Source organism: Pelomonas sp. BJYL3 (assembly GCF_027257975.1).
GTDB lineage: Bacteria > Pseudomonadota > Gammaproteobacteria > Burkholderiales > Burkholderiaceae_C > Roseateles_B > Roseateles_B flavus.
The window spans coordinates 56,406-78,690 of the sequence record NZ_JANZKX010000005.1; the positions used below are offsets into that span (position 1 = coordinate 56,406).

Annotated in this window: 24 protein-coding genes; 13 read left to right on the forward strand and 11 right to left on the reverse strand. The window is 70.2% G+C overall.

Features of this window, described 5'->3' with window-relative positions:
- Positions 1-5 precede the first annotated feature (5 nt).
- The 5 genes from O9Y01_RS15850 (at position 6) to O9Y01_RS15870 (ending at position 4,489) form a co-directional block, all read left to right on the forward strand.
- A complete protein-coding gene (locus O9Y01_RS15850; protein ID WP_269632580.1) occupies positions 6-713 on the forward strand; it encodes a succinate dehydrogenase iron-sulfur subunit in 708 nt (235 codons plus the stop codon).
- Between the two features lie 50 nt (positions 714-763).
- Positions 764-1,033, forward strand: coding sequence for an FAD assembly factor SdhE (locus O9Y01_RS15855; RefSeq protein ID WP_269632879.1), 270 nt, complete (start codon positions 764-766; stop codon positions 1,031-1,033).
- A gap of 50 nt (positions 1,034-1,083) precedes the next feature.
- Positions 1,084-2,394 carry a citrate synthase gene (gene gltA, locus O9Y01_RS15860; RefSeq protein WP_269632581.1) on the forward strand — a complete coding sequence of 437 codons (1,311 nt, stop codon included), beginning with the start codon at positions 1,084-1,086 and terminating at the stop codon, positions 2,392-2,394.
- Positions 2,395-2,774: 380 nt separating this feature from the next.
- Positions 2,775-3,470 carry a CoA pyrophosphatase gene (locus tag O9Y01_RS15865; RefSeq protein ID WP_269632582.1) on the forward strand — a complete coding sequence of 232 codons (696 nt, stop codon included), beginning with the start codon at positions 2,775-2,777 and terminating at the stop codon, positions 3,468-3,470.
- 29 nt (positions 3,471-3,499) lie between these two features.
- The gene (locus O9Y01_RS15870; protein WP_269632583.1) at positions 3,500-4,489 is read left to right on the forward strand and encodes a CobD/CbiB family protein; all 990 of its coding nucleotides are present in this window, start codon (positions 3,500-3,502) and stop codon (positions 4,487-4,489) included.
- Between the two features lie 67 nt (positions 4,490-4,556).
- Here O9Y01_RS15870 and O9Y01_RS15875 read toward each other — a convergent pair whose 3' ends face one another.
- The 3 genes from O9Y01_RS15875 to O9Y01_RS15885 all read right to left on the reverse strand — a co-directional run bounded on the left by O9Y01_RS15875 (position 4,557) and on the right by O9Y01_RS15885 (position 6,535).
- On the reverse strand, positions 4,557-5,339 hold the full coding sequence (locus O9Y01_RS15875) for an SDR family NAD(P)-dependent oxidoreductase (protein WP_269632584.1): 783 nt from the start codon (positions 5,337-5,339) through the stop codon (positions 4,557-4,559).
- Between the two features lie 48 nt (positions 5,340-5,387).
- Complete coding sequence (locus O9Y01_RS15880) at positions 5,388-5,975, reverse strand: pseudouridine synthase (protein ID WP_332108755.1); 588 nt, start codon at positions 5,973-5,975, stop codon at positions 5,388-5,390.
- An 83-nt stretch (positions 5,976-6,058) separates the two neighbouring features.
- Entirely contained in the window at positions 6,059-6,535 is a 477-nt protein-coding gene (locus O9Y01_RS15885) for a protein-tyrosine phosphatase family protein (RefSeq protein ID WP_269632585.1), read from the reverse strand.
- Positions 6,536-6,672: 137 nt separating this feature from the next.
- On the opposite strand from O9Y01_RS15885, the gene O9Y01_RS15890 reads away from it, so the two are divergent.
- Both O9Y01_RS15890 and O9Y01_RS15895 read left to right on the forward strand, forming a co-directional pair.
- Positions 6,673-7,956, forward strand: coding sequence for an MFS transporter (locus O9Y01_RS15890; protein ID WP_269632586.1), 1,284 nt, complete (start codon positions 6,673-6,675; stop codon positions 7,954-7,956).
- On the forward strand, positions 7,953-8,579 hold the full coding sequence (locus O9Y01_RS15895) for a helix-turn-helix transcriptional regulator (RefSeq protein WP_269632587.1): 627 nt from the start codon (positions 7,953-7,955) through the stop codon (positions 8,577-8,579). The genes O9Y01_RS15890 and O9Y01_RS15895 overlap by 4 nt, the downstream gene beginning before the upstream one ends.
- Here O9Y01_RS15895 and O9Y01_RS15900 read toward each other — a convergent pair.
- On the reverse strand, positions 8,563-9,633 hold the full coding sequence (locus O9Y01_RS15900; RefSeq protein WP_269632588.1) for a hypothetical protein: 1,071 nt from the start codon (positions 9,631-9,633) through the stop codon (positions 8,563-8,565). The genes O9Y01_RS15895 and O9Y01_RS15900 overlap by 17 nt on opposite strands.
- Before the next feature lie 176 nt (positions 9,634-9,809).
- Here O9Y01_RS15900 and O9Y01_RS15905 point away from each other — a divergent pair, with 176 nt between their 5' ends.
- The gene (locus tag O9Y01_RS15905) at positions 9,810-11,213 is read left to right on the forward strand and encodes a sensor domain-containing diguanylate cyclase (RefSeq protein ID WP_269632881.1); all 1,404 of its coding nucleotides are present in this window, start codon (positions 9,810-9,812) and stop codon (positions 11,211-11,213) included.
- 47 nt (positions 11,214-11,260) lie between these two features.
- Here the strand turns inward: O9Y01_RS15905 and O9Y01_RS15910 are convergent, their stop codons facing one another.
- A complete protein-coding gene (locus tag O9Y01_RS15910) occupies positions 11,261-11,740 on the reverse strand; it encodes a thioesterase family protein (RefSeq protein WP_269632589.1) in 480 nt (159 codons plus the stop codon).
- A 145-nt stretch (positions 11,741-11,885) separates the two neighbouring features.
- Between O9Y01_RS15910 and O9Y01_RS15915 the strand changes: the two genes are divergently transcribed.
- A complete protein-coding gene (locus tag O9Y01_RS15915; RefSeq protein WP_269632590.1) occupies positions 11,886-12,662 on the forward strand; it encodes a TlpA family protein disulfide reductase in 777 nt (258 codons plus the stop codon).
- 30 nt (positions 12,663-12,692) lie between these two features.
- Here O9Y01_RS15915 and O9Y01_RS15920 read toward each other — a convergent pair whose 3' ends face one another.
- Genes O9Y01_RS15920 through O9Y01_RS15945 form a run of 6 tightly spaced genes read right to left on the reverse strand, consistent with a single transcriptional unit; the run spans position 12,693 to position 18,444 of the window.
- Positions 12,693-12,890: a YgaP family membrane protein gene (locus O9Y01_RS15920; RefSeq protein ID WP_269632591.1), complete on the reverse strand. Its 198-nt coding sequence runs from the start codon at positions 12,888-12,890 to the stop codon at positions 12,693-12,695.
- A gap of 28 nt (positions 12,891-12,918) precedes the next feature.
- On the reverse strand, positions 12,919-13,386 hold the full coding sequence (locus O9Y01_RS15925) for an OsmC family protein (protein WP_269632592.1): 468 nt from the start codon (positions 13,384-13,386) through the stop codon (positions 12,919-12,921).
- Complete coding sequence (trxC, locus tag O9Y01_RS15930; protein WP_269632593.1) at positions 13,386-13,820, reverse strand: thioredoxin TrxC; 435 nt, start codon at positions 13,818-13,820, stop codon at positions 13,386-13,388. The genes O9Y01_RS15925 and trxC overlap by 1 nt, the downstream gene beginning before the upstream one ends.
- 15 nt (positions 13,821-13,835) lie before the next feature.
- Positions 13,836-14,045, reverse strand: coding sequence for a YgaP family membrane protein (locus O9Y01_RS15935; protein WP_269632594.1), 210 nt, complete (start codon positions 14,043-14,045; stop codon positions 13,836-13,838).
- A gap of 1 nt (position 14,046) precedes the next feature.
- Complete coding sequence (locus O9Y01_RS15940) at positions 14,047-17,328, reverse strand: efflux RND transporter permease subunit (protein WP_269632882.1); 3,282 nt, start codon at positions 17,326-17,328, stop codon at positions 14,047-14,049.
- Between the two features lie 21 nt (positions 17,329-17,349).
- Positions 17,350-18,444 carry an efflux RND transporter periplasmic adaptor subunit gene (locus O9Y01_RS15945; RefSeq protein WP_269632595.1) on the reverse strand — a complete coding sequence of 365 codons (1,095 nt, stop codon included), beginning with the start codon at positions 18,442-18,444 and terminating at the stop codon, positions 17,350-17,352.
- 132 nt (positions 18,445-18,576) lie between these two features.
- Here O9Y01_RS15945 and O9Y01_RS15950 point away from each other — a divergent pair, with 132 nt between their 5' ends.
- From O9Y01_RS15950 to O9Y01_RS15965, 4 genes are all read left to right on the forward strand, one after another.
- The gene (locus O9Y01_RS15950) at positions 18,577-18,984 is read left to right on the forward strand and encodes an ArsR/SmtB family transcription factor (protein WP_269632596.1); all 408 of its coding nucleotides are present in this window, start codon (positions 18,577-18,579) and stop codon (positions 18,982-18,984) included.
- Between the two features lie 45 nt (positions 18,985-19,029).
- Positions 19,030-19,356 carry a rhodanese-like domain-containing protein gene (locus O9Y01_RS15955; RefSeq protein ID WP_269632597.1) on the forward strand — a complete coding sequence of 109 codons (327 nt, stop codon included), beginning with the start codon at positions 19,030-19,032 and terminating at the stop codon, positions 19,354-19,356.
- A 122-nt stretch (positions 19,357-19,478) separates the two neighbouring features.
- Positions 19,479-20,546 carry an ABC transporter substrate-binding protein gene (locus tag O9Y01_RS15960; RefSeq protein WP_269632598.1) on the forward strand — a complete coding sequence of 356 codons (1,068 nt, stop codon included), beginning with the start codon at positions 19,479-19,481 and terminating at the stop codon, positions 20,544-20,546.
- Positions 20,543-22,285 carry a bifunctional diguanylate cyclase/phosphodiesterase gene (locus O9Y01_RS15965; protein WP_269632599.1) on the forward strand — a complete coding sequence of 581 codons (1,743 nt, stop codon included), beginning with the start codon at positions 20,543-20,545 and terminating at the stop codon, positions 22,283-22,285. The genes O9Y01_RS15960 and O9Y01_RS15965 overlap by 4 nt, the downstream gene beginning before the upstream one ends.

The window sequence follows — 22,285 nt, forward strand, 5'->3', positions numbered from 1 at the left end:
AGAACATGAGCCAAAAACGTACCTTCCAGATCTACCGCTACGACCCGGACAAGGACGCCAAGCCCTACATGCAGACCCTCGAGATCGAGCTCGAGGGCAACGAACGCATGCTGCTGGACGCGCTGATCAAGCTCAAGGCCGTGGACCCCACGCTGAGCTTCCGCCGCTCCTGCCGCGAGGGCGTCTGCGGTTCCGATGCCATGAACATCAATGGCAAGAACGGCCTGGCCTGCCTGACGAACATGCGCTCGCTGCCGCAGGTGGTGGTGCTCAAGCCGCTGCCGGGCCTGCCCGTGGTCCGCGACCTGATCGTGGACATGACGCAGTTCTTCAAGCAGTACCACTCCATCAAGCCCTACCTGGTGAACGACACGCCGCTGCCCGACAAGGAACGCCTGCAGTCGCCGGAGGAACGCGAGGAGCTGGACGGCCTGTACGAGTGCATCCTGTGCGCCAGCTGCTCCACGAGCTGCCCGAGCTTCTGGTGGAACCCCGACAAGTTCGTGGGTCCCGCCGGTCTGCTTCAGGCCTACCGCTTCATCGCGGACAGCCGTGACCAGGCCACCTCGGAGCGCCTCGACAACCTCGAGGACCCGTACCGCCTGTTCCGCTGCCACACCATCATGAACTGCGTGGACGTCTGCCCCAAGGGGCTGAACCCCACCAAGGCCATCGGCAAGATCAAGGAACTGATGGTGCGTCGCGCCGTCTGATGCCCGGATCCGCCCTGGACTCTTTGCAAAGGCCTTCATTCGTGACCAACTTGTCCGATGCCCTCATCGACGAGAGAGCCCTCTCCAAACTGAAGTGGCGCTGCCGCCGCGGACTGCTGGAGAATGACCTCTTCATTGAGCGGTTCTTCAAACGTTACGAGACCGTGCTGACCGAGCGTCAGGCCGAAGGCCTGCGCCAGCTGATGGACCTGTCGGACAACGATCTGATGGACCTCCTGCTGGCGCGCAAGGAGCCCGAGGGCGAGTCGGTCACGCCCGAACTGCTGGAGGTCCTGGGCATGCTCAGGACCCCCCTCTGATCTGTCAGCGCCGCTGACCTGTTTTTCCAAGAAGTCATAAGGAACGCCCCATGACACCGTCTGACGTCAAAGCCACCCTGTCGTTCTCCGACGGCAGCCCCAGCATGGACCTGCCCATCTACAAGGGCTCCGTGGGTCCCGATGTGATCGACATCCGCAAGCTCTATGGCCAGACGGGCAAGTTCACCTATGACCCGGGCTTCCTGTCGACCGCCTCCTGCAACTCGACCATCACCTACATCGATGGCGACAAGGGCGAGCTGCTGTACCGCGGCTATCCCATCGAGCAGCTGGCCGTCAACTGCGACTACCTGGAAACCTGCTACCTGCTGCTGAACGGCGAGCTGCCCAACGCCGACCAGAAGGCCGAGTTCGAGAACCGCGTGATGCACCACACGATGGTCAACGAGCAGATGCAGTTCTTCCTGCGCGGCTTCCGCCGTGATGCACACCCGATGGCCGTGATGACCGGCCTGGTGGGCGCGATGTCGGCCTTCTATCACGACAGCACCGACATCAATAACCCCGAGCATCGCGAGATCGCGGCCATCCGCCTGATCGCCAAGATGCCGACGCTGGTGGCCATGGCCTACAAGTACACCATCGGCCAGCCCTACATCTACCCGAAGAACGATCTCTCGTACGCCGGCAACTTCATGCGCATGATGTTCGCCACGCCCTGCGAGGAGTACAAGCCCAATGACGTGCTGGTGCGCGCCATGGACCGCATCTTCACGCTGCACGCCGACCACGAGCAGAACGCCTCGACCTCCACCGTGCGCCTGTGCGGCTCGTCGGGCACGAACCCGTTCGCGGCCATCGCCGCCGGCGTGGCCTGCCTGTGGGGCCCGGCTCACGGCGGCGCCAACGAGGCCTGCCTGAACATGCTCAACGACATCCAGCAGATGGGTGGCGTGGCCAAGATCGGCGAGTTCATCAAGCAGGTCAAGGACAAGAGCAGCAACGTCAAGCTGATGGGCTTCGGCCACCGGGTCTACAAGAACTACGACCCGCGCGCCAAGCTGATGCGCGAGACCTGCCATGAAGTCCTGGGCGAGCTGGGCCTGCACAACGACCCGCTGTTCAAGCTGGCCATGGAACTCGAGAAGATCGCGCTGGAAGACGAATACTTCGTCGCCCGCAAGCTCTACCCGAACGTGGACTTCTACTCGGGCATCGTGCAGCGCGCGATCGGCATCCCCGTGCCGCTGTTCACCGCCATCTTCGCGCTGGCCCGTACCGTGGGCTGGATCGCCCAGCTGAACGAGATGATCGCCGACCCCGAGTACAAGATCGGCCGTCCGCGCCAGCTCTTCGTGGGCGCCACGCCCCGCAACGTCAAGCCCATCGCCGAGCGTTGATCCTTCGCCCCGGCCGGCTTGCGCTGGCCAGGGTGAATGACCGGAAGCCCCGTTGCAGTGATGCGCGGGGCTTTTGCTTTGTGGCCCGGGCTGGGTTGGATGGGTGCTGGTGCTGGTCGAGCGCTGCTCCGGGCCGCTGCTCCGGGCCGCTGCGCTCCTCGGCGCCACGCAAGGCGCCCAGCCGGGATGGCGCCACCACCGGGCAGAAGCACTGAGCGCAGGCCAGGAAGGCAAGCCATGCCAGGCTCGCCCCTGCGCACCCCCGCGTGCCTCGGTACGACGCAAGGCACTCGGCCGGAGCATGGCGTTCAGGCTCCAAGCGCAGGGGTCGCATGCCCCAGCGCAGGACCGGGGCAGGGCGCTCGCGCTATGCTGGCCGGATGACTCGACCGCCCATCCTCGATCCGCGCGCCGTGCCGGTGGCCTCCCGTGACGACGGCCTGCCGGCGGTGCCGGCTGAAGCGCTGACGGCCGAGGCTCTGCGCGCCCGCTTCCGCGCGCCGCCGGACTGGGCGCCGGAGCTGCCGGGCGATGGCGGCGTGCTGAGCCAGCGCGAGCCGGCCTCGGCGGCGGTGCTGGTGCCCCTGGTCCAGCGCCCGGGCGGTCTGCAGGTGCTGCTGACCCAGCGCACGGCGCATCTGCGGGACCACGCCGGCCAGATCAGCTTCCCCGGCGGGCGCACGGAGCCGGAGGATGCCGACGCCGTCGCCACCGCCCTGCGCGAGGCCCAGGAGGAGATCGGTCTGCAGCCACAGCATGTGGAGGTGCTGGGTCAGCTGCCCCTCTACCGCACGGTGACGGCCTTCATGGTGCATCCCGTCGTGGCCCTGGTGCAGCCCGACTTCCGCCTGGTTCTGGACGAGTTCGAGGTGGCCGAGGCCTTCGAGGTGCCGCTGGCCTTTCTGATGGATCCGGCGCGCCACCAGCGTCATGTCTTCCGCTGGCAGGAGGGGGAGCGGCAGTTCCTGTCCATGCCCTGGACGGGGTCAGATCTTGCTGGCGTGTCGCGTGAGTACTTCATCTGGGGCGCCACGGCTGCCATGCTGCGCAACTTCTACCGCTTCCTCTCCGCCTGAGGGGCGCAGGGCCGCTATCATGCGGGCCCATGAACTTCTTCGCCGTCCTGCTGGCCCTGATCTGTGAGCAGCTCAAGCCGCTGCCGCATGGCAATGCCGTGCACGAGGGCGTGATCAGCTGGGTGCGCTGGACGGGTCGCAATTTCGACGCCGGCAAGGAACGCCACGCCCTGGTCGTCTGGGGCATCACGGTGCTGGGGCCGGCGTTGCTGGCCGCGGCGATCTACGGCCTGGTGCGCCACTTCACCGTGCTGGGCGCCCTGGCCCTGGACGTCCTGGTGCTGTACCTGACCCTGGGCTTCCGGCAGTTCAGCCACTACTTCACCGACATCCGCGACGCCCTGGAGCGCGCCGACGAGCTGGAGGCCCGCCGCCTGCTGGCCGAATGGCGGCACCTGGACGCCAGCGAGCTGCCCCGCACCGAGCTGCTGCGTCATGTGATCGAGCATTCGCTGCTGGCCGCGCACCGCCATGTCTTCGGCGTGTTCTTCTGGTTCATCGTGCTGTCCACCGTGGGCCTGGGGCCGGCGGGCGCCATCCTCTATCGCATGGCCGAGTTCGCCAGCCGCTACTGGGCTTTCAAGAGCCGCACCATCGACGCGCCCACCAATGAGCGCCTGATGCAGATCTCCCGCCAGTTCTTCGGCTGGGTGGACTACGTGCCCGCCCGCCTGACCGCCACCGGTTTTGCCATCGTCGGCAACTTCGAGGAAGCGGTGAACGGCTGGCGGCGCGACGCCGGCCTGTGGATGCACCCCAACGAGGGCATCATCCTGGCCTCGGCCGCGGGTGCCCTGGGCGTGCAGCTGGGCGGCTCGGCCGCACCGGGTGTCACCCCGGACCGCAGCAAGACCTTCGAGGCCGGTGGAGACATGGACGCCACCCGCGCCGAAGGTTCCACCCCCGGCATGCCGCCCGCCCTGGGTCATCTGCAGAGCGTGGTGGGCCTGGTCTGGCGTTCCGTGGTGCTGTGGATGTTCCTGCTGGCCTTGCTGACGCTGGCCAATCTGCTGGGCTGATCATCCCGCCCGGCCCTGGGCGCGGTTTACCTGCATGGCCACTTGCGGGTCTCGACGCCCGCCGGCCTCAGGCCTCTCTCACGTCCGCGATCACCTGCTCCCCGAAATCCGGCCGCGCCAGGTAGCGCAGCACGGCAGTGGCCGTCTGGGCCGGGCTGCTGAGCTGCTGTTCGGCCTTCAGGGCGCTGAACCGCGGCTGGTCCGGGAACGCGGCGGGTGCGGCGCTGCGCAGCTGCTGCTGCATGTCGGTGTCGATGACGCCCGGCGCCAGGGAGACGATGCGGGCCGCCTTCAGCCCCTGGCTCGCCCGGTGTGCCTCGTCCAGGGCCATGGCCCGGGACAGGTGGTCCATGGCCGCCTTGGCCGCGCAATAGGCCGCCGTGCCGGCCATGGCGCGCCGCCCAAGTCCGGACGAGATATTCAGCACGCGCAGCTCGCCCGGCACGTGGCGGCAGGCGTCCAGGAAGGCCGCGCTGAGCAGCAGGGCTGCCTCCGCGCCCACGCGCAGGGCGCTGGACAGCTCGGCCAGGGGCGTGTCCTGCACGGCGCCCGGGTGGGTCACCACGCCGGCGTTGTTGATCAGCGTGAGGCTGTTGAAGCGGTCCAGGGCTTGCGCCTGCAGCCACTGCTTCAGGGCCTGGGCCACGGGCAGGGGCTGGGCGAGGTCCTGGCGCCACTGCTGCAGCACGCTGCCGGTGGAAGCTGCCAGGCCGTAGAGCGCTTCGTTGTCCCGCCGGGCAATGCCCAGGACCTGGTGCTCGGGGCTGGCCAGCAGCTCGCGCGCAAGGGCCAGGCCCAGGCCGCGTGAGCTGCCGCTGACGATGTAGAGATGGCGCTTGGGGCTGTTCATGCCTGCATTCTCGCGCTGGATTGCATCGGATGGCGCCGGGCCGGGCGCTCAGAACGGGGGTGTGCTCTGCAGCTGCAGCGCCGGCACCTCGCCCAGGGCGGGCAGGCCCAGCTGGCAGGCGTGCAGCAGCAGGCGCGGGGCCGCCTGCTGCAGGGCGGGCGGCGCATAGAGCGCATCGCCGAGGATGGGGTGGCCGATGGCCAGACAGTGCACCCGCAGCTGGTGCGAGCGCCCGGTCAGCGGCAGCAGCTCGACGCGGGTCTGCTGACGGGCGGTGTCGCGCTCCAGCACCCGCAGAAGGGTCTGCGAGGGCTTGCCGCGCTGATGGCAGACCATTTGCCGCGGTCGATTCGGCCAGTCGGTGAGCAGGGGCAGGTCGATGGCCTGCTCGTCGGCTTCGACCAGACCGCCCAGCACCGCCACATAGCGCTTCTCGACCCGGCGCGTGGCGAAGGCATCGCTCAGCAGGCGCTGCATCTCGGGGCTGCGGGCGAAGACCAGCAGGCCGGAGGTGGCCATGTCGAGACGGTGCACCACCAGCGCCTCGGGGAAGCGCGCCTGCACGCGGCTGGCCGCGCAGTCCTGCTTGTCCTCGCCCCGGCCGGGCACGGACAGCAGGCCGCTGGGCTTGTCCACGACCACGCAGCCCGGGCCGACATGGACCCAGCCCAGCTGCAGCGTCTCGGGCGCCGGTGCGGGTGGCAGTGGGCTGGTGGCGCTCAGAACTGCTCCACCCAGCCGCTCTGCACGGCGGACTGGGGATTGGACCCCGCCTGCCGCACCCGCTGCAGGGACTCCTCGACCTCCAGGCCGAGGCCCTTGAGCACGCAGGCCGCCACGGTGCCGGTACGGCCAATGCCCGCGGCGCAGTGCAGCAGCACGCGGTCGCCTACGCGCAGGCTGTGGATCAGCGTCTCCACGCCCTGGCGGAAGGCCTCGGGATTCGCGCCCAGGCCGAAATCGCGCATGGGCAGGTGCTGCCAGCGAAAGGGCAGGCGGCCCTCGCTGACGGCCTTGTGGTACAGCGGCGAGAGCTGGGCCACCTCGTCCAGCGGATTGAGGCAGCTGACCAGGCTCAGCTGGCGCAGCCGGGCTTCGTCAAGGAATGCGCCCCAGGGCTCCAGGCGGCCGGGCATGGACTGCAGCCACAGCCGGCCGCTGATGTCGGGAGGGAGTTCGAGTGCACGGAATGGCATGGCGGGATTGTGCCTTCGGTGCCTGCCGATGTCAGCGGCGCGCTCGTGGTTAATCAACGATTTGTTGATAAATTGAAGGCCTGCCTGCATCATGCCGCCATGACGAATCGACAGCCCCCCGCGGCCGCCCCCGCACCATGAGCGCCGCACTCCATCCTCCGCTGCCCCAGCCCGAGGCCCCGCAGATCCGCCATCCCTACTGGGTGCTGGGCGCCGTGTGCGCGCTGGCCCTGATGAGCACGGTGGGCGTGTCCATGCCCTATCCCATCCTGGCGCCCATCTTCGTGGACGGGCCGCCGGATGCCTTCACCCACTTCCTGGGCCTCGACCCCAAGCTGCTGATGGGCCTGGCCCTGGCGGTCAACCCGCTGGGCATCCTGCTGGGCAGCCTCTTCATCGGGCCGCTGTCCGACCGCTACGGCCGGCGTGCCACTCTCAACGTCACGTTGACGGCCACGCTGCTGGGCTATCTGCTGACCGCCTATGCCCTGCATCAGCGCTGGTTCCTGGTCTTCGTGCTGGCCCGCTTCCTGACCGGCATCACCGAGGGCAATGTGGCCGTGGCCCGTGCCCTGGTGGCGGACCTGCACGGCCAGATCGACCGCACCCGCGGCCTGGCCTGGCTCAATGCCTGCCTCTATGCGGGCTGGCTGCTGGGGCCCCTGGTTGGCGGGCTGACGCTGGGCCTGGGCGAGCCTGTGCCCTTCGTGCTGGCCGGCCTGGCCATGCTGCCCTGCCTGGTGATCCTGGGCGCGGGCGTGCCCGCCGGCAAGCGCGTGAGCGGGCCCCTGCATCTGCTGCAGTCCATGCGCGAGCAGCAGGCCCTGGGGCTGCTGCGCGAGGACCCGGTGCTGGCGCGTCTGGCCCTGCTGCAGTTCCTCTACACGGTGGGCGTGACGGCCCTCTATGAATTCGCGCCGCTGTGGATGCTGGAGCAGGCCGGGCTGGGCAGCCGCGGCATTGCCTACGTCACCGCCGCGCAGTGCGCCACCATGACGCTGGCCAGCGTGATGGCGGGGCGCTTTGGCAGCGGGCGGCGAGCCCATCCCCTGCGCGACGCCGCCTGGCTGGCCCTGCTCGCGGCCCTGGGCCTGAGCCTGCTGGCGGTGCTGCCGTCCACGCCGGGGCTGGTGATGATCGCCTTCCTGGGCCTGCCCCTGGCGCTCTACAACGCCGTCATGCCGGCCTGGATGTCCGAGCGCTTCGCCAGCCATGGCCAGGGGCGGGTGATGGGCCTGCTGTCCACCATCTTCTGCCTGGCCAATGTGGTGGTGGCCCTGCTGGGGTCAGGTCTTGCCTTGCTGTCCTCGCGCTGGATCATGGGCCTGGGCGGCCTGACCTGCGTGCTGGCGGCCTGGCAGCTCGTGGCGCTGGCGCGGGCGGAGCATCAGAGGGGTCGGCAGCAGGAGGGCCAGGCATGAAGACCGAAGCCCGCCAGCGCCTGCTGCAGCAGCTCAAGAGCGGCGGCCCTCAGACGGCGGCGCAGCTGGCCGAAGGCCTGGGCCTCAGCGGCATGGGCGTGCACAAGCAGCTGCAGCAGCTGGCTGACGAAGGCCTGCTGCTGTGGCAGGACGAGGCCGGTGCCGTCGGTCGCCCGCGCCGCGTCTGGCGGCTCAGTGCCGCGGGCCATGCCGAGTTCCCGGATCGCCACGGCGAGCTCACGGTGCAGCTGATCCACCAGGTCCGCAGCCTGCTGGGCGAGCCCGCGCTGGAGCGCCTGATCGATGCCCGCGAGCAGGACAGCGAACGCCGCTACCAGGCCGCCCTGGCCGGCAAGCGCGGCCTGCGCAGCGCCCTGCTGGCGCTGGCCGCCGAGCGCGAGAGCGAGGGCTATATGGCGCGGGTCGAGCGCGCGGGCGCGGACTGGCTGCTGATCGAGGACCACTGCCCCATCTGCGCGGCCGCCCAGGCCTGCCAGGGCTTCTGCCGCTCGGAGCTGGCCCTGTTCCAGCGCTGCCTGGCACCCTGGGGGCAGGTGCAGCGCACGGAGCACCAGCTGGCGGGCGCGCGGCGCTGCGCCTACCGCGTCAGTCCGCACCCCTGAGGACGACGCGCAGCCAGGGATCGAGCTGCAGCAGCTCCTGCGCCAGCGCCTCGCGCGCCTGCGTGGCGGCCTGGGTGCAGCGCTGTTCCCAGCGTTGCCGTTCGGCCTCCAGCTCGCGGATGCGGTCCTGGGCATTGGGTCCGTCCATGGCACGCAGGCTGCGCAGGGCCTGTCGCAGGACCGAGCCGTGCAGCTGTACATTGGCCTGCAGGTCAGGCTCGGCGAGCAGGCGGGCCAGGAGCTGCCAGGCTTCGCCTGGGCGGCCCCGGCGGTTCAGCAGGTCGGCCAGGGTTTCCTCGGCCGACCAGCGCCAGTAGCGCGTCCGGTCATCGACGGACCATTGCGCCAGCAGCTGATTCAGCAGGATCTCGGCCTCATCCAGACGGTGCAGCAGCACCAGCAGGTGGGCCACGGCCAGCTTCAGCACGCCCTGGAAGATGGCATGCAGGCGGCCGTCCTGGGCCAGCGAGCGCGCCCCGCCCAGGTGGCGCTCGGCGCGGCGCAGGGCGAGGCGGGCCATCACCCGGCCTTCCTCGTCGCCGCGGTCCAGGGCCTGCTCGTGGGCGGCGGCCATGGAGACCAGCAGATTGGTGTAGGCCCGCATGCGGTCGCCGCTGTCGATGGACTCGCGGGCCAGGGAGAGGGCCCGCATGTGCAGCAGCTCGGCCTGGTCCAGCTCGCCCAGCCGGGCGTGGACATGGCCCAGGCAGCTCAGGCAGGCGGACAGCGGCTCATGCAGCTGCTCGCGCTCCAGGTAGCGCACGGAGGCGCGGGCCAGGGGCAGGGCTTCGGCAGCCAGTCCGAACTCGCACAGGGCCAGGGCGGCCTGGCGCAGGGCATGCGGGAGGGCCGTGGACGCCGGCCCGCCACTGAGGGCGGCCGCAGCGGCCAGGGCCTGGCGGCAGCTGCCCAGCAGATCACCGGTCTGCCAGGACTGGATGGCCCGCTCAAGCAGGGCCTCGCCCGTGGCAGGGGCCTCCGGGGCGTCGGCGGCGGTGCGGGGAACCTCGGCCGGGGCGGCATCGGGGTGCTGCGGGTACTGCGGGGACTGCATGCCCGGACTCTATGCCAATTCCTTGGCGCCTCGCTCCCGGGATTCACCGCTAGACTGGGGCGAGAACCGTGATGCCGGATCCTGCCATGCCCGCCGACAAGTCTTCCGAAGTCCGTGCCGCCCTGGACCGGCATGCCGACACCCACGAGTGGTTTGCGCTCTTCGAGCTGGCACCGATGTCCCTCTGGCTGGAGGACTTCAGCGCCCTGGCTCAGCTCTTCCGCCGGCTGCGGGCCGAGGGTGTGAGCGAGCTGCGACCCCACCTGCAGCGCCATCCTGAGGACCTGCGGGTGTGCACCGAGGGTCTCCGGGTGCTGTGCGTCAACCGCATGACCCTGAGCCTGTTCGGCGCCCGGGACCAGGCCCATCTGGTGGCCAATCTGGGCGCCGTCTTCCGGGACGACATGCTGGACCACCATGTGCAGGATCTGGAGCGGCTGTGGCGCGGCGAGCTGAGCTACGAGAGCCAGACCGTCAACTACACCCTGGACGGCCGCCGCCTGGACGTGCGCCTGTCCGTGCGCGTGCTGCCGGGGCATGAGGCGGACTGGTCACGGGTGCTGCTGTCCCTCGAGGACATCACGGCGCGCGTGCAGGCCCAGCGCGAGCTGCAGGCCAGCGAGCGCTATGCCAACGGCCTCTTCGAGCATTCGCCTGTCTCGCTGTGGGTGGAGGACTTCAGCGGCGTCAAGCGCCTGTTGGACGAGGTCCGCGAGCAGGGCATCACCGACTTCCGTACCTTCACCGACGTCCATCCGGATTTCGTCGAGCGCTGCATGGCCCAGATCCGCGTGCTGCGCGTCAACCGCCAGACCCTGCGCCTGTTCCGCTCGCCCGACCAGGCCACCCTGGTGGCCCGCCTCAGCGACGTGTTCCGGGACGAGATGCGCCGCCCCTTCACCGAGCAGCTCATCGAGCTGTGGAACGGCCAGATCTTCCAGCAGCGCGAGACCGTCAACTACACCCTGGACGGCGAGCTGCTGCACGTGCACCTGCAGTTCAGCGTGCTGCCGGGGCATGAGCACGACTGGTCCCTGGTGCAGGTCTCGCTGACCGACATCAGCGCCCGCAAGAAGGCGGAGGCCTATCTCGAGTTCCTTGGCAAGCACGACGCCCTGACCAAGCTGCGCAACCGCAGCTTCTTCAGTGACGAGATCAACCGCCTGGAGCGTCGCGGGCTGGCGCCGCTGGGCATCCTGCTGCTGGATGTCAACGGGCTGAAGCGCTTCAACGACGAGACCGGCCATGCCGCGGGCGACGCCCTCCTGCGCCGTGCCGGCGAGGTGCTGGCCAAGGCGGTGGAGGCGCCGATGACGGCTTCGCGCATCGGCGGGGACGAATTCGTGCTGCTGATGCCCGGTGCCGACGAGGCCGCCGTGGAGGCCATGCAGGCCCAGGTCGAGGAGCTGCTGGAGCTCAACAATCAGTTCCATGCCGGGGCGCTGCTGGAGATGTCCGTCGGGCGGGCCGTGTGGCGCGGCGGCGAGCGCATCGAGGCCGCCGTGCATCGCGCCGACACGATGATGTACGAACACAAGAAGGCCTTTTACGCCGCCCGGACGCATGATCGGCGCGCCTGACCGACGCACCTGACGGACGCACCTGACCGACGCTGCGGCGGCCCGGCTCAGGACACCATGTAGGCCGCCGATCCCGTGCTCAGGAGGCGTCCCTGGGCATCCATGAACTCCATGCGGGTGCTGGCCACGCGGCTGCCCAGGCGCAGCACCTCGGCCCGGGCCCGGAAGCGTTCGCCGATGGCGGGGCGCAGGTAGTCCACCCGCAGGTCGATGGTGCCCAGCTTGTTGAAGCGCTGCAGGCGGGCGGCCGGGAGCTCGTCGCGGTGGCGGTCGCCGATGGCCGTCATCACGGCCAGGCCGCCCAGAGCGTCCAGCGTGGCCGAGATCACGCCGCCATGCATGCGGTGGTGGGCGAAGTGCCCGATCAGCTCGGGGCGCATGGCCACGGTGGCTTCCGCGGCCTGCGCCTCCAGTGCGGTGACCTGCAGACCCAGCACCTTGTTGAAGCTGATGTGCTCCTCGAAGATCTGGCACAGGGCGGTCGTGAAGTCGGCCTCGAAGACCGTGCGGGGCGGCGTGCTGCTCATCCCCCGACACTAACCCAGCGGCCGTCCGCCGGGGCCTGGGGCCTTCCCCTGCAGAATGACGCCCAGGCGACAAGCCGCAGGGCCGCCGAGCCGGCTTAAGCCGGGGCTAAGACGTCTGCCGATCCTGCGCAGCACACTAGCGCCCATGATCAGCGTCCATCACTTCCGCCCCCTCCGTCCGGCAGCGCTGCTGGCGGCCCTGGCCTTCAGCGCCACCATGAATCTGGCGCAGGCGGCCGGCTTCAGCCTGCCGCAGGCGGCGGCCGAGGAGCCTGCCTTCCTGGCGGCCCTGGGCGTGCCGGCGCAGACCCCGCTCCGCTACCAGGACGAGGACGGCCGCGACCTGCCCCGAGAGGCCTTCTACCAGCGCCTCAAGGCGGCCGAGGGCAAGCTGAGCGTGGCCATCTCCAAGAGCACGCAGGGGGTGGCGCTGCAGCTGCAGCCGCCCGGCAGACGGCCGGACACGGCGCGCTTCAAGGTGTCTGCGGGCGATGCCGTGCCCGGCTTCTCGCTGCGCTCCCTGGACCAGGCGGCGCTGTCGCCGGACACCCTCAAGGGCCGCTACACCCTGATGAGCTTCTACTTTGCCGGCTGCGCCCCGTGCGTGGCGGAGGTGCCTGTGCTCAACGGGCTGCAGGCGCGCATGCCTGAGCTGCGTCTGGCCGCCGTCACCTTCGACGACGAGGCCACCAGCCGGCGCTTCGTCCAGGACCACGGTCTGCGCTGGCCGGTCTATCCCCAGGCCAAGCCCTTCCTGCAGTCCCTGGGTGTCAACAGCTTCCCGGCCTTCGCGCTGCTGAGCCCCGAGGGCAAGGTGGTGAGCATCGGGCCCCTGCACGAGCTCCAGCGCAGCGAGAAGCCGGTCGAGCTGCTGCAGCGCTGGGTCCAGGAGCAGATCGCCCGCGATGCAGGCAAGACCTGACCCCGGGCCTGACTCAGGCGCCGCTATGGCTCACTTGCTGTCCGGCGTCTTGCAGGTGCTCATGCCGAAGGGCAGGTAGGCCGGGCAGAAGCGCAGCAGGCCGGTGGCAATGAAGACCAGGCCGATCCAGCCCCAGGCGCCGATGAAGCCCAGCAGGGTGGCGGCGATCAGGACGACGCCGGCAATGACGCGCATGGCGCGGTCCAGGGTTCCGACATTGGCTTGCATGTGAGTACTCCTTCGGGGGTCTGTGGTTTCAGTGGGTGAGGGGGGTGGCAGGCTTGAGCAGGGCGCCCTCGGCATCCCGCACTTCCGTGGTGATGGCAATGCCCTGGCCCACGCTCTGCGTCACGGTGCAGAAGGCCTCGAACTGGCTCAGTACGCGATCCAGGTGCTGCAGCTGCGCGGCGGGCACGCCCAGCTGCAGCTGGGCGCGCATGGCCAGCACCCGCACCCGGCCTTCGGCATTGCGGCCGACCTGGGCCTCCACACTGCAGCGCAGCGGCTCGGGCGCCTGTTTGTACTTGCGCAGGGCGAAGAGCAGGGAGTCCGAGAGGCAGTTGGCCACGGCCGCGCACAGCAGCTGCACGGGCGACGGGCCCTGGCCGGTGCCCAGGGGGGGCGGCTCATCGGTCAGCAGGGCGGGGACCTCGCCGCCGAAGCGGGTGTCGAAGCGGTAGTCCGCTTGCTGGACCAGGTCGACGCGAACGAGTTCATCGCTCATCAGGCATGTCCTTTCTGGAGATGGGATTGAAGCCAGCGAAGCAGCTCGGCAGCCGACATGGCGCCGCTCTGGCGCGCAATCTCGCGGCCGCCAAGGAACAGCGCCAGGGTGGGGATGCTGCGGATGCCCAGCCGCGCGGCAGTCTGCGGGCAGGCTTCCGTGTCGACCTTGATGAAGCGCACGCCGGGCGCCTGCGCGGCCGCAGCCTCGAACTGCGGCGCCATCATGCGGCAGGGGCCGCACCAGGCCGCCCAGAAGTCCACCAGCACGGGCGCCTCGGTCTTGGCGATGTAGTCGGCGAACAGGGCGTCAGCGAGGGCCAGCGGGCGGGGCGGTGCGATCTCGGCCCCGCAGCGGCCACAGACCGGCTGGTCCTGCAGGCGCTCGGGCGGGACGCGATTGGTGGCGCCGCAATGGGCACAGACCAGATGCATGGACTTCTCCTTGATTCAGCAGCCCGGGCGCACCCCGAGCTTTCGCAGGATCGATTCCATCATGCACCAGCGGGTGAAGCCGCTCTGCAGCAGGTTCAGGCCGACAAAGGCGGTGAAGGCCAGCCACCACTGCGAGTGAAACACGGGACTGCCGGGCAGGCCCAGGGCCAGGGACAGCAGCACGAAGAAGCCGGCGGCGATGCGCACGATTTGCCAGGAAGTCATGTCAGTCTCCTTCAGTGGGTGAGGTCGTGGGAGCGGGGGCCAGCAGCAGGTGCAGGCGGTGGCGGTAGGCGACGAAATAGAGGGTCGGGATGACGATCAGCGTCAGCAGGGTCGAGACCAGGATGCCGAAGATCAGCGAGATGGCCAGGCCGTTGAAGATGGGGTCGTCCAGGATGAAGAAGGCGCCCAGCATGGCGGCCAGGCCCGTCAGCAGGATGGGCTGGGCGCGGGTGATGGCGGAGCGCAGGATGGCCGTCTCGAAGGGCAGGCCGGCCCGCAGCTGCAGCTGGATGAAGTCCACCAGCAGGATGGAGTTGCGCACGATGATGCCGGCCAGCGCGATCATGCCGATCATGCTGGTGGCGGTGAACTGCGCGCCCAGCAGGGCGTGGCCGGGCATCACGCCGATCAGGGTCAGCGGGATGGGCGCCATGATGACCAGGGGCGTCAGGTAGGAGCCGAACTGGGCCACCACCAGCAGGTAGATCAGCACCAGGCCCACGGCGTAGGCGGCGCCCATGTCGCGGAAGGTCTCGTAGGTGATCTGCCATTCGCCGTCCCACTTGAGGGCGTAGCCGCGGAAGGCGTCGTCGGGCTGGCGGATGAAGTGCTCGTCCACCGGCCCGCCGTCCGGCGCCCGGAGCTGGGCGATGGCGCTGCGCATCTGGAACATGCCGTAGAGCGGGCTGTCCACGCGCCCGGCCATGTCGCCGGTGACGTAGTTCACCGGCAGCAGGTCCTTGTGGAAGAGCGGCTGCTCGCGCTGCGTGTCGGACACCGTCACCAGCTCGCGCAGCGGCACCAGCGCGCCCTGGGCCGAGCGCACGCGCAGCGAGAGCAGGGCGTCCAGGCTGCCCTGCTGCTCGGGCGGCAGCTGCAGCCAGGCGGCCGTGGGGTACTTGCTCTGGTCATGCAGCCACAGCACGGCCTCGCCGGCCTGCGCCGTGCGCAGGGTGCTGACGATGGCCGCCTGGCTCACGCCCAGCTGCGCCGCGCGGGCGCGCTGCACCAGCAGCAGCTGGCGCGGGGCCGCGGCGATGCTGCTGTCGTCCACGTCGACCACGCCGGCCTGCTGCTCGAAGACCTGGCGCACCTGGCGGGCCAGCTGCTGGCGGCCGGCGTCGTCGGGGCCGTAGACCTCGGCCACCAGCGGGGCCAGCACCGGCGGACCCGGCGGCACCTCGACCACCTTCAGGTTGGCGCCGAAGCGCCGCGCGATGGCCTGCAGCGGCGGGCGCAGGCGCGTGGCGATCGCGTGGCTCTGGTCCTTGCGGTGCTGCTTGTCGACCAGGCTGACCTGGAGATCACCCTGCTCGCTGCCGGAGCGCAGCCCGTACTGGCGCACCAGACCGTTGAAGTTGATGGGCGAGGCCGTGCCGGCGTAGGCCTGGTAGTGCAGCACCTCGGGCACGGTGGCCAGGTAGGCGCCCAGCTCGTGCATCACCGCGGCCGTCTGCTCCAGCGGCGTGCCGGCGGGCAGGTCCACCACCACTTGCAGCTCTGACTTGTTGTCGAAGGGCAGCATCTTCAGCATCACCAGACCGGCCACCGGCAGGGCCAGGGACAGGGCGATCAGCCCCGCGATGCCCAGGCCCAGCAGGCGGCGGCTGCGCGGGCCCCGCTTCGCGTCCAGCAGCGGCGTGAACAGCCGCGTGAAGACGGGCGCCAGCTTCGCCGAGAGGCCGTGCAGCGCGTCCGGATCCGCCGCGTGGTCGGCCGGCAGGGCCTTCATCCACAGGCGGGCCAGCCAGGGCGTCACCACGAAGGCGATGGCCAGGGACAGCAGCATGCCCATGCTGGCGTTGATGGGGATGGGGCCCATGTACGGCCCCATCAGCCCGCTGACGAAGGCCATGGGCAGCAGCGCGGCAATCACCGTCAGCGTGGCCAGGATGGTGGGGCCGCCGACTTCATCGACGGCACCCGGGATCAGCTGCGCCAGGCTGCGGCCGGGATGCAGCTGCTGGTGGCGGTGGATGTTCTCGACCACCACGATGGCGTCGTCCACCAGAATGCCGATGGAGAAGATCAGCGCAAACAGCGACACCCGGTTGAGCGTGAAGCCCCAGGCCCAGGAGGCGAAGAGGGTGACGGTCAACGTGAGGATCACGGCCGTGCCCACGATGGCGGCCTCGCGCCGGCCCAGGGCCAGGAAGACGAGGGCCACCACCGAGGCGGTGGCGAAGAGCAGCTTCTGGATCAGCTTCTGCGCCTTGTCGTTGGCGGTGGCGCCGTAGTTGCGCGTTTCCTGCACCTGCACGTCGGCGGGGATGACGGTGTTGCGCAGGGTGTCCACGCGCTGCATCAGGGCGTTGGCGACGTCGATGGCGTTCTCGCCGGCCTTCTTGGTGATGGCCATCGTGATGGCCGGATATTCGCCACGCACGCCGGAGGCCGCACCAGGCGGCAGCGGGGCGCCGCCCGTGCCATGCCAGACATAGCGGCTGGGCGTCAGCGGGCCGTCCACGATGCGGGCCACCTCGCGCAGGAACAGGGGCTTGCCCTCGCGCACGCCCACCACCAGCGTCTCCAGGTCCCGGGCCGAGGCGAGCCAGGGGCCGGCCTCCAGCGCGACGGCCTGGCCGCCCTGCAGCAGATCGCCCAGGGGCAGACCCATCTGGGCCGACTGCAGGGCCTGGCGCAGCTCGCCCAGGCTCAGCCCCGCCTTGGCCAGGCGGGCGGCATCGATGTGGATCTGCACGGCGCGGCCCGGGCCGCCCAGGCTCACCACGTCACGGGTGCCGGGCACCCGCTTGAGCTCGCTCTCCAGGCTGTGGGCCACGCGTTCAAGCGCATAGGCCCCGGTCTCGGGCTGCGTGCTGAAGAGGGTGAGGCTGACGATGGGCACGTCGTCGATGCCCTGGGGCTTGACCAGGGGCTGCTGCACGCCCAGGCCGGCGGGCAGCCAGTCCGCATGGCTGCTGACGGTGTCATGCAGGCGCACCAGGGCCTCGGTGCGCGGCACGCCCACCTTGAACTGCACGGTCAGCACCGCCAGGCCCGGCCGCGAAACCGACATCACATGCTCGACGCCCGCCATCCGCGCCAGCACCTGCTCGCCGGGGCTGGCCACCATCTGCTCCACGTCCTTGACCGAGGCGCCGGGGAAAGGCACCAGCACCTGGGCCATGGTGACGTTGATCTGCGGCTCCTCCTCGCGAGGCGTGACCATCACCGCGAAGATGCCCAGCAGCAGGGCCACCAGGGCCAGCAGGGGCGTGATCTGCGCAGACTGGAAGAAGGCCGCGATGCGACCCGAGACGCCCAGTGCCGGCTTGTCCATTGATTTCATGGGGCCTCCCGCTCAACGCACTCGGGCTGCGGCCTGCGGCTCCAGGGCCACGCGCTCGCCGGCCCTGAGGCCGCTGAGGATCTCGATCTCGCCGCCGCGGCGCTCACCCAGGCGCACCTGGCGCAGCAAGGGGCGGCCTTCGGCGTTGAGCACATAGAGCCCCGTCATCTCGGCGCGCCGGACCACGGCCTCCGCGGGCACGAGCAGGACCGCGGGCCCTGCCGCATCCGGCGCGGTCCCGCCGAGACGGATGCGGGCAAACTGCCCCGGCACCAGGCCCTTGAGCGTGGACGGCAGCTCCGCCCGCAGCTCCACGGTGCCGCTGCCGCTGTCGACGGTGGGCAGCCACTGCACGCGGCTGGGCATCTGGCCCTGAATGCCGAGGCCGGGGATGTCCACCAGCACGGTGCGGCCCGTGCCCTGGGCGAGCTGGGCCTGGGCCTGCGGCACATGGGCGGTGACGCGCAGGGCGGCCGGGTCGTAGAGCACGGCGAGGCTGCGGCCGGGCAGGGCCATGTCACCCTGCACCACGGGCACCTCGGCGATCACGCCGGCATAGGGCGCGCGCAGCTGGTACCAGGCGCTCTGGCTGCGCGCGGCGCCGGCCTGGGCCAGCTGGGCCTGCACCTGCGCCTCGGTCGCCTTGAACTGGGCTTCCGCCTGATCCAGGGCCGCCTGGCTGATGAAGCGCTGGCGGAAGAGCTGCTGCTGGCGGTCCAGCTCGCGCCGCGCCAACTCCAGCTGCGCACGGGCGACCTGGGCCTGGGCCTCGCTGGCCTGGGCGCTCTGGTCGGCGCTGCGCGCGTCCAGCCGCATGAGCAGCTGGCCGGCCTTGACGGCGTCTCCCGGCTTGATGCGCAGCTCAAGCACGGCGCCAGCCACCTGGGCGGCCAGCGTGGTCTGGCGCAGGGCCTCGACGCGAGCCTCGTGCGCCTGGCCCAGCCCGCCCGTGCCGGACTGCACGGTGTAGGTCTTGAGCGCCGGCTGAGCCGCCCCGGACGCCAGGGCCGGCAGGCCGGTCAGGGCCCACGCCAGTGTCAGCGCGGCGGCCGGAGCCCAGGCGGGCAGGGGCCGGAGCGGGTGCGAGGGAGGAGGGGTCTTGCGCATGGTGGGGGTCGCGGGCTGGACAGAGGGCTGTGTTGGATTTATTATTTGCGCAATCACGCAAATAGTCAAATGAATCTGAACCGGCAAGGCGAACCGAAGCCCGCCTGCCGCCGCGCCGGAGGTCGGTCTTCCATGCCCCAGTCCCGTTCTGATGCTGATCCGCCGCTGCCCGGGCCGCCGCCGGCCGTCGCCCCGCACTGCGGCCTCCGCGACCTGCCCGACAGCGCCCTGGAGCAGGTGGCAGGCTTCTTCCAGCTGCTGGCCGAGCCCAGCCGGCTGCGCGTGCTCAACCTCCTGCGTGAGCAGCCGCAGTGCGTGGGTGATCTGGCCCGGGCCTGCGGCAGCAGCGCCGCCAACATCTCCCGCCACCTGGCGCAGCTGCAGCGCCATGGCCTGGTGCACCGCGAGGGCCGGGGCACCAGCGTGTACTACCGCATCGCCGATCCCTCGGTCTACGCGCTGTGCGACCTCGTCTGCGGCCAGCTGGCCCGCCAGCAGGCCCATCTCGCCGAGGTCCGGGCCCGCTTTCTCAAGCCCTGAACGCCCGGCGGTCCCGGTCCCTCTTGAACGCAACGGAATCCCGCAATGAACGCTCACCTGCTGTCCCTCGATCCCCGTGCCGCTCTGGAAGCCCTGGCGCAAGGGGCCTGGCTGGTCGATGTCCGCGAGGCCCACGAGGTCCGGAGAATGGCCTATGACGTGGAGCGGGTGCTGCACCTGCCCCTGAGCGAGCTCGAGCGGCGCCACCACGAGCTGCCCATGGATGCCGAGCTGCTGATGGCCTGCGCGGCCGGCGGCCGCAGCCAGCAGGCCATGAACTACCTTCTCCATCATGGGCACCGCAAGGTACGCAACCTGGCAGGGGGCATGGCCGCCTGGCTGGCCCACGGCCTGCCGGTGCGGGCTTCCTGAGGGAATCGGCCGCCAGCCGCAGGCCCGGATTCGCGGCATCTGTCGCATATCAAGGCTTGTCCCTGTGGCGTAGACGCCCATGCAACGGGCCGGCCGTCGCCTGCTTCCTCTAGGATGGTTGGATGGTGTTGCGCATCCTGCTGGTTTTGTCATGCCTTCTGGGATTCCCGGGCCTGCCGGTCCCGGCTGCGGCTCAGCCGGCGGCCAAGGTCCTGCGCGTGCTGGCCTGGCCGGGCTATGCCGATCCTGAGGTGCTGCAGGGCTTCACGCAGAAGACCGGGGCGCGGGTCGAGCTCACCGTGGTGGGATCGGACGAGGCCATGCGGCAGCGCCTGCTGGCCAACAAGGGCCGGGACTTCGATGTCTTCGCGCTCAACACCGCCGAGCTTCAGCAGTACATCGATCAGGGCATGGCCCTGCCCATCGAGCTCCAGCGCATCCCCAACACCCGCCGCCAGCTGCCGCGCTTTCGCGAGCTCTCGTCCATCCCGGGCCTGAGCCGCCGGCGCGAGGGCCAGCTGCAGGTCTTTGCCGTGCCCTACACCTTTTCTGAGATGGGCCTGATCTACGACCGGCGCCAGGTCACGGCCCCGCCGGCCTCCCTGCAGGAGCTGTGGGATCCGCGCTGGAAGGGCAAGGTCCTGGCCTATGCGGGCGGCACCCACAACTTCTCGCTGGCCGCCCTGGCGCTGGGGCAGAGCCAGCCCTTCCGCATCGAGGACGCGCGCTGGCCGGCGGCCGTGGACAAGCTGGTGGCCCTGCGGCGCAATGTGCTGGGCTTCTACAGCCTGCCTGAGGAATCCGTGCAGCTCTTTCTGCGGCACCGCGTCGCGCTGATGTACGCCAACTACGGCATGCAGCAGGTGCACCTGCTGAAGGCGGCCGGCGCCGATGTGGGCTACGTCATCCCGCGCGAGGGGGCGTTGGCGTGGCTGGACTGCTGGGCCATCTCCGCCGCGACGCAGCAGGCCGAGCTGGCCCATGCCTGGATCAACTTCATGCTGGAGGAGCCCGCCAGCAGCCTGCTGGTGACGCGCCAGGGCCTCGCCAACACGGTCAGCGAATCGGTGAGCAGCGCGCCGCAGGTGACGCTGCGCTGGCTGGAGCCGGTGGAGGATGAGCAGCGGCGCGAGCAGCTGTGGTCGCGCATCCAGTCCGGCGACCGGCCGTCCAAGGTGCTGCAGCGATGAAGGGCGGCATCTCCTGGCGCCTGGGCCTTGCCCTCGCCCTGAGCGGCGTGCTGGCCGCCGGGCTGACGGGCTATTACGCCTACAGCGCCAGCCGCCAGCTCCTGGTGTCCGCCGCTGAGCAGCGCCTGGTGACGGCCACCCGGGTGCTGGTCCGGCAGCTGGCCGTGGGCCTGGACGGCACGGCCCGGGACGTGCTGATGGTGGCCGGCCACCCGGGCGCGGCCCGCATGCTGCTACGGACGGACCCGGAGGTGCTGGCTCGCAGTGAGACGACCCTGGCCCTCCTGTTCCGGCAGATGCTGGAGACGCATCCCGAGTACTTCCAGATGCGGCTGATGGACGCCGCCAACCACGGCATCGAGCGCGTGCGCGTGGACCGCGACGACCTGGGCGTGACGCGCGTGCAGGGCGACGACCTGCAGGAGAAGGGCCACTATCCCTACGTCTACGAAGCCCTGCGGCTGCAGGCGGGCCAGGTGTACGTCTCCCGGGCGGTGATCAACCACGAGGTGGGGGCGCACGCCGGGCAGGGCAAGCCGGCCCTGGAGGTGTCGGCGCCGGTGATGGACATGCGAGGCGTGGCCCTGGGCGTCATCGTGATCAATGTGGACCTGAACGGTCTCTTCGGCCAGCTGGCCGCCGACCTCCCGCCGAGCCTGCAGCTCTACCTCAGCAATGCCCAGGGCGAGTACCTGGTCCATCCCGACCGGAGCAAGACCTTTGCCTTCGACCGCGGACAGTCCTCGCTCGTGCAGGACGAGTTTCCCGGCGTGCGCGAGCTGCTGGTGAACCCGCCCGCCCAGGACGAGCAGACCGTGGTGACCCGCTCCGAGGGCAGCGATGCCTCCGTGCAGGTGGCGGCCTTCGTGCGCCAGCCGGCGACCGCGCTGAAGGCCGAGGAGGATTTTGTGCTGGGCCTTTCGCAGCCCCTGTCCGAGGTGCTGTCCGAGAGTGACAGCCTGGGGCGCATGGTGCTGCGCATCGTCGCGGCCTTCAGTGCCATGGCGGTGCTGCTGGCCGCCCTGCTGGCGCGTGCCCTGACGCGGCCGCTGGCGCAGATCGTCCGTGCGGTCGAGGGCTTCGTGGGCGGCCTGCGCAGCGGCGAACTGCCCACCGACCGCCGGGACGAGATCGGCATGCTGGCCCGCTCCATCGAGCACATGCAGCTGCAGATCAGCGGCCAGTTCGCCAAGCTCGCCCAGAAGCAGCACGAGCTGGACCACCTGGCCAGCCATGACAGCCTCACCGGCCTGCAGAACCGGCGCTTCTTCATGGACCGCCTGGACCACGCCCTGGCCCATGCCCGGCGCGACCAGGGCCGCCTGGCCATGCTCTTCGTGGACCTGGACGGCTTCAAGGAGATCAATGACAGCGTGGGCCACGCGGCCGGCGATGCCGTGCTCAAGGCCCTGGCCCTGCGGCTGCGGCACCTGGTGCGGGAGTCCGACACCGTGGCCCGCATCGGCGGCGACGAGTTCGTGATCCTCATCGACCAGGTCAGCGACCCCGAAGACGTGGACGTGGTCGCCCGCAAGATCCGCGACGCCCTGGCCGAGCCCGTGCAGTGGGACGGGCGCGAGCTGCGGGTGGGCGCCAGCGTGGGGGTGGCTCGCTTCCCCGAGCACGGCCAGGACGCCGAGACGCTGATGGTCGCAGCCGATCAGGCCATGTACCGCGCCAAGAGCGGCGGTGGCGGCCTCATCTGCCATGCCGAGGCGCCGCCGCGGCGCCTGCCCTGA

What these genes read in the sequence shown, in the direction of transcription:
- gltA (WP_269632581.1), top strand. Translation starts at nt 1,084, where the DNA reads ATGACACCGTCTGACGTCAAAGCCACCCTGTCGTTCTCCGACGGCAGC.
- O9Y01_RS15955 (WP_269632597.1), top strand. Translation starts at nt 19,030, where the DNA reads ATGAACGCTCACCTGCTGTCCCTCGATCCCCGTGCCGCTCTGGAAGCC.
- O9Y01_RS15935 (WP_269632594.1), bottom strand. Translation starts at nt 14,045, where the DNA reads ATGACTTCCTGGCAAATCGTGCGCATCGCCGCCGGCTTCTTCGTGCTG.
- O9Y01_RS15865 (WP_269632582.1), top strand. Translation starts at nt 2,775, where the DNA reads ATGACTCGACCGCCCATCCTCGATCCGCGCGCCGTGCCGGTGGCCTCC.
- O9Y01_RS15870 (WP_269632583.1), top strand. Translation starts at nt 3,500, where the DNA reads ATGAACTTCTTCGCCGTCCTGCTGGCCCTGATCTGTGAGCAGCTCAAG.
- O9Y01_RS15890 (WP_269632586.1), top strand. Translation starts at nt 6,673, where the DNA reads ATGAGCGCCGCACTCCATCCTCCGCTGCCCCAGCCCGAGGCCCCGCAG.
- O9Y01_RS15905 (WP_269632881.1), top strand. Translation starts at nt 9,810, where the DNA reads ATGTCCCTCTGGCTGGAGGACTTCAGCGCCCTGGCTCAGCTCTTCCGC.
- O9Y01_RS15900 (WP_269632588.1), bottom strand. Translation starts at nt 9,633, where the DNA reads ATGCAGTCCCCGCAGTACCCGCAGCACCCCGATGCCGCCCCGGCCGAG.
- O9Y01_RS15920 (WP_269632591.1), bottom strand. Translation starts at nt 12,890, where the DNA reads ATGCAAGCCAATGTCGGAACCCTGGACCGCGCCATGCGCGTCATTGCC.
- O9Y01_RS15885 (WP_269632585.1), bottom strand. Translation starts at nt 6,535, where the DNA reads ATGCCATTCCGTGCACTCGAACTCCCTCCCGACATCAGCGGCCGGCTG.
- trxC (WP_269632593.1), bottom strand. Translation starts at nt 13,820, where the DNA reads ATGCATCTGGTCTGTGCCCATTGCGGCGCCACCAATCGCGTCCCGCCC.
- O9Y01_RS15965 (WP_269632599.1), top strand. Translation starts at nt 20,543, where the DNA reads ATGAAGGGCGGCATCTCCTGGCGCCTGGGCCTTGCCCTCGCCCTGAGC.
- O9Y01_RS15910 (WP_269632589.1), bottom strand. Translation starts at nt 11,740, where the DNA reads ATGAGCAGCACGCCGCCCCGCACGGTCTTCGAGGCCGACTTCACGACC.
- O9Y01_RS15960 (WP_269632598.1), top strand. Translation starts at nt 19,479, where the DNA reads ATGGTGTTGCGCATCCTGCTGGTTTTGTCATGCCTTCTGGGATTCCCG.
- O9Y01_RS15945 (WP_269632595.1), bottom strand. Translation starts at nt 18,444, where the DNA reads ATGCGCAAGACCCCTCCTCCCTCGCACCCGCTCCGGCCCCTGCCCGCC.
- O9Y01_RS15925 (WP_269632592.1), bottom strand. Translation starts at nt 13,386, where the DNA reads ATGAGCGATGAACTCGTTCGCGTCGACCTGGTCCAGCAAGCGGACTAC.
- O9Y01_RS15915 (WP_269632590.1), top strand. Translation starts at nt 11,886, where the DNA reads ATGATCAGCGTCCATCACTTCCGCCCCCTCCGTCCGGCAGCGCTGCTG.
- O9Y01_RS15895 (WP_269632587.1), top strand. Translation starts at nt 7,953, where the DNA reads ATGAAGACCGAAGCCCGCCAGCGCCTGCTGCAGCAGCTCAAGAGCGGC.
- O9Y01_RS15940 (WP_269632882.1), bottom strand. Translation starts at nt 17,328, where the DNA reads ATGGACAAGCCGGCACTGGGCGTCTCGGGTCGCATCGCGGCCTTCTTC.
- O9Y01_RS15850 (WP_269632580.1), top strand. Translation starts at nt 6, where the DNA reads ATGAGCCAAAAACGTACCTTCCAGATCTACCGCTACGACCCGGACAAG.
- O9Y01_RS15875 (WP_269632584.1), bottom strand. Translation starts at nt 5,339, where the DNA reads ATGAACAGCCCCAAGCGCCATCTCTACATCGTCAGCGGCAGCTCACGC.
- O9Y01_RS15950 (WP_269632596.1), top strand. Translation starts at nt 18,577, where the DNA reads ATGCCCCAGTCCCGTTCTGATGCTGATCCGCCGCTGCCCGGGCCGCCG.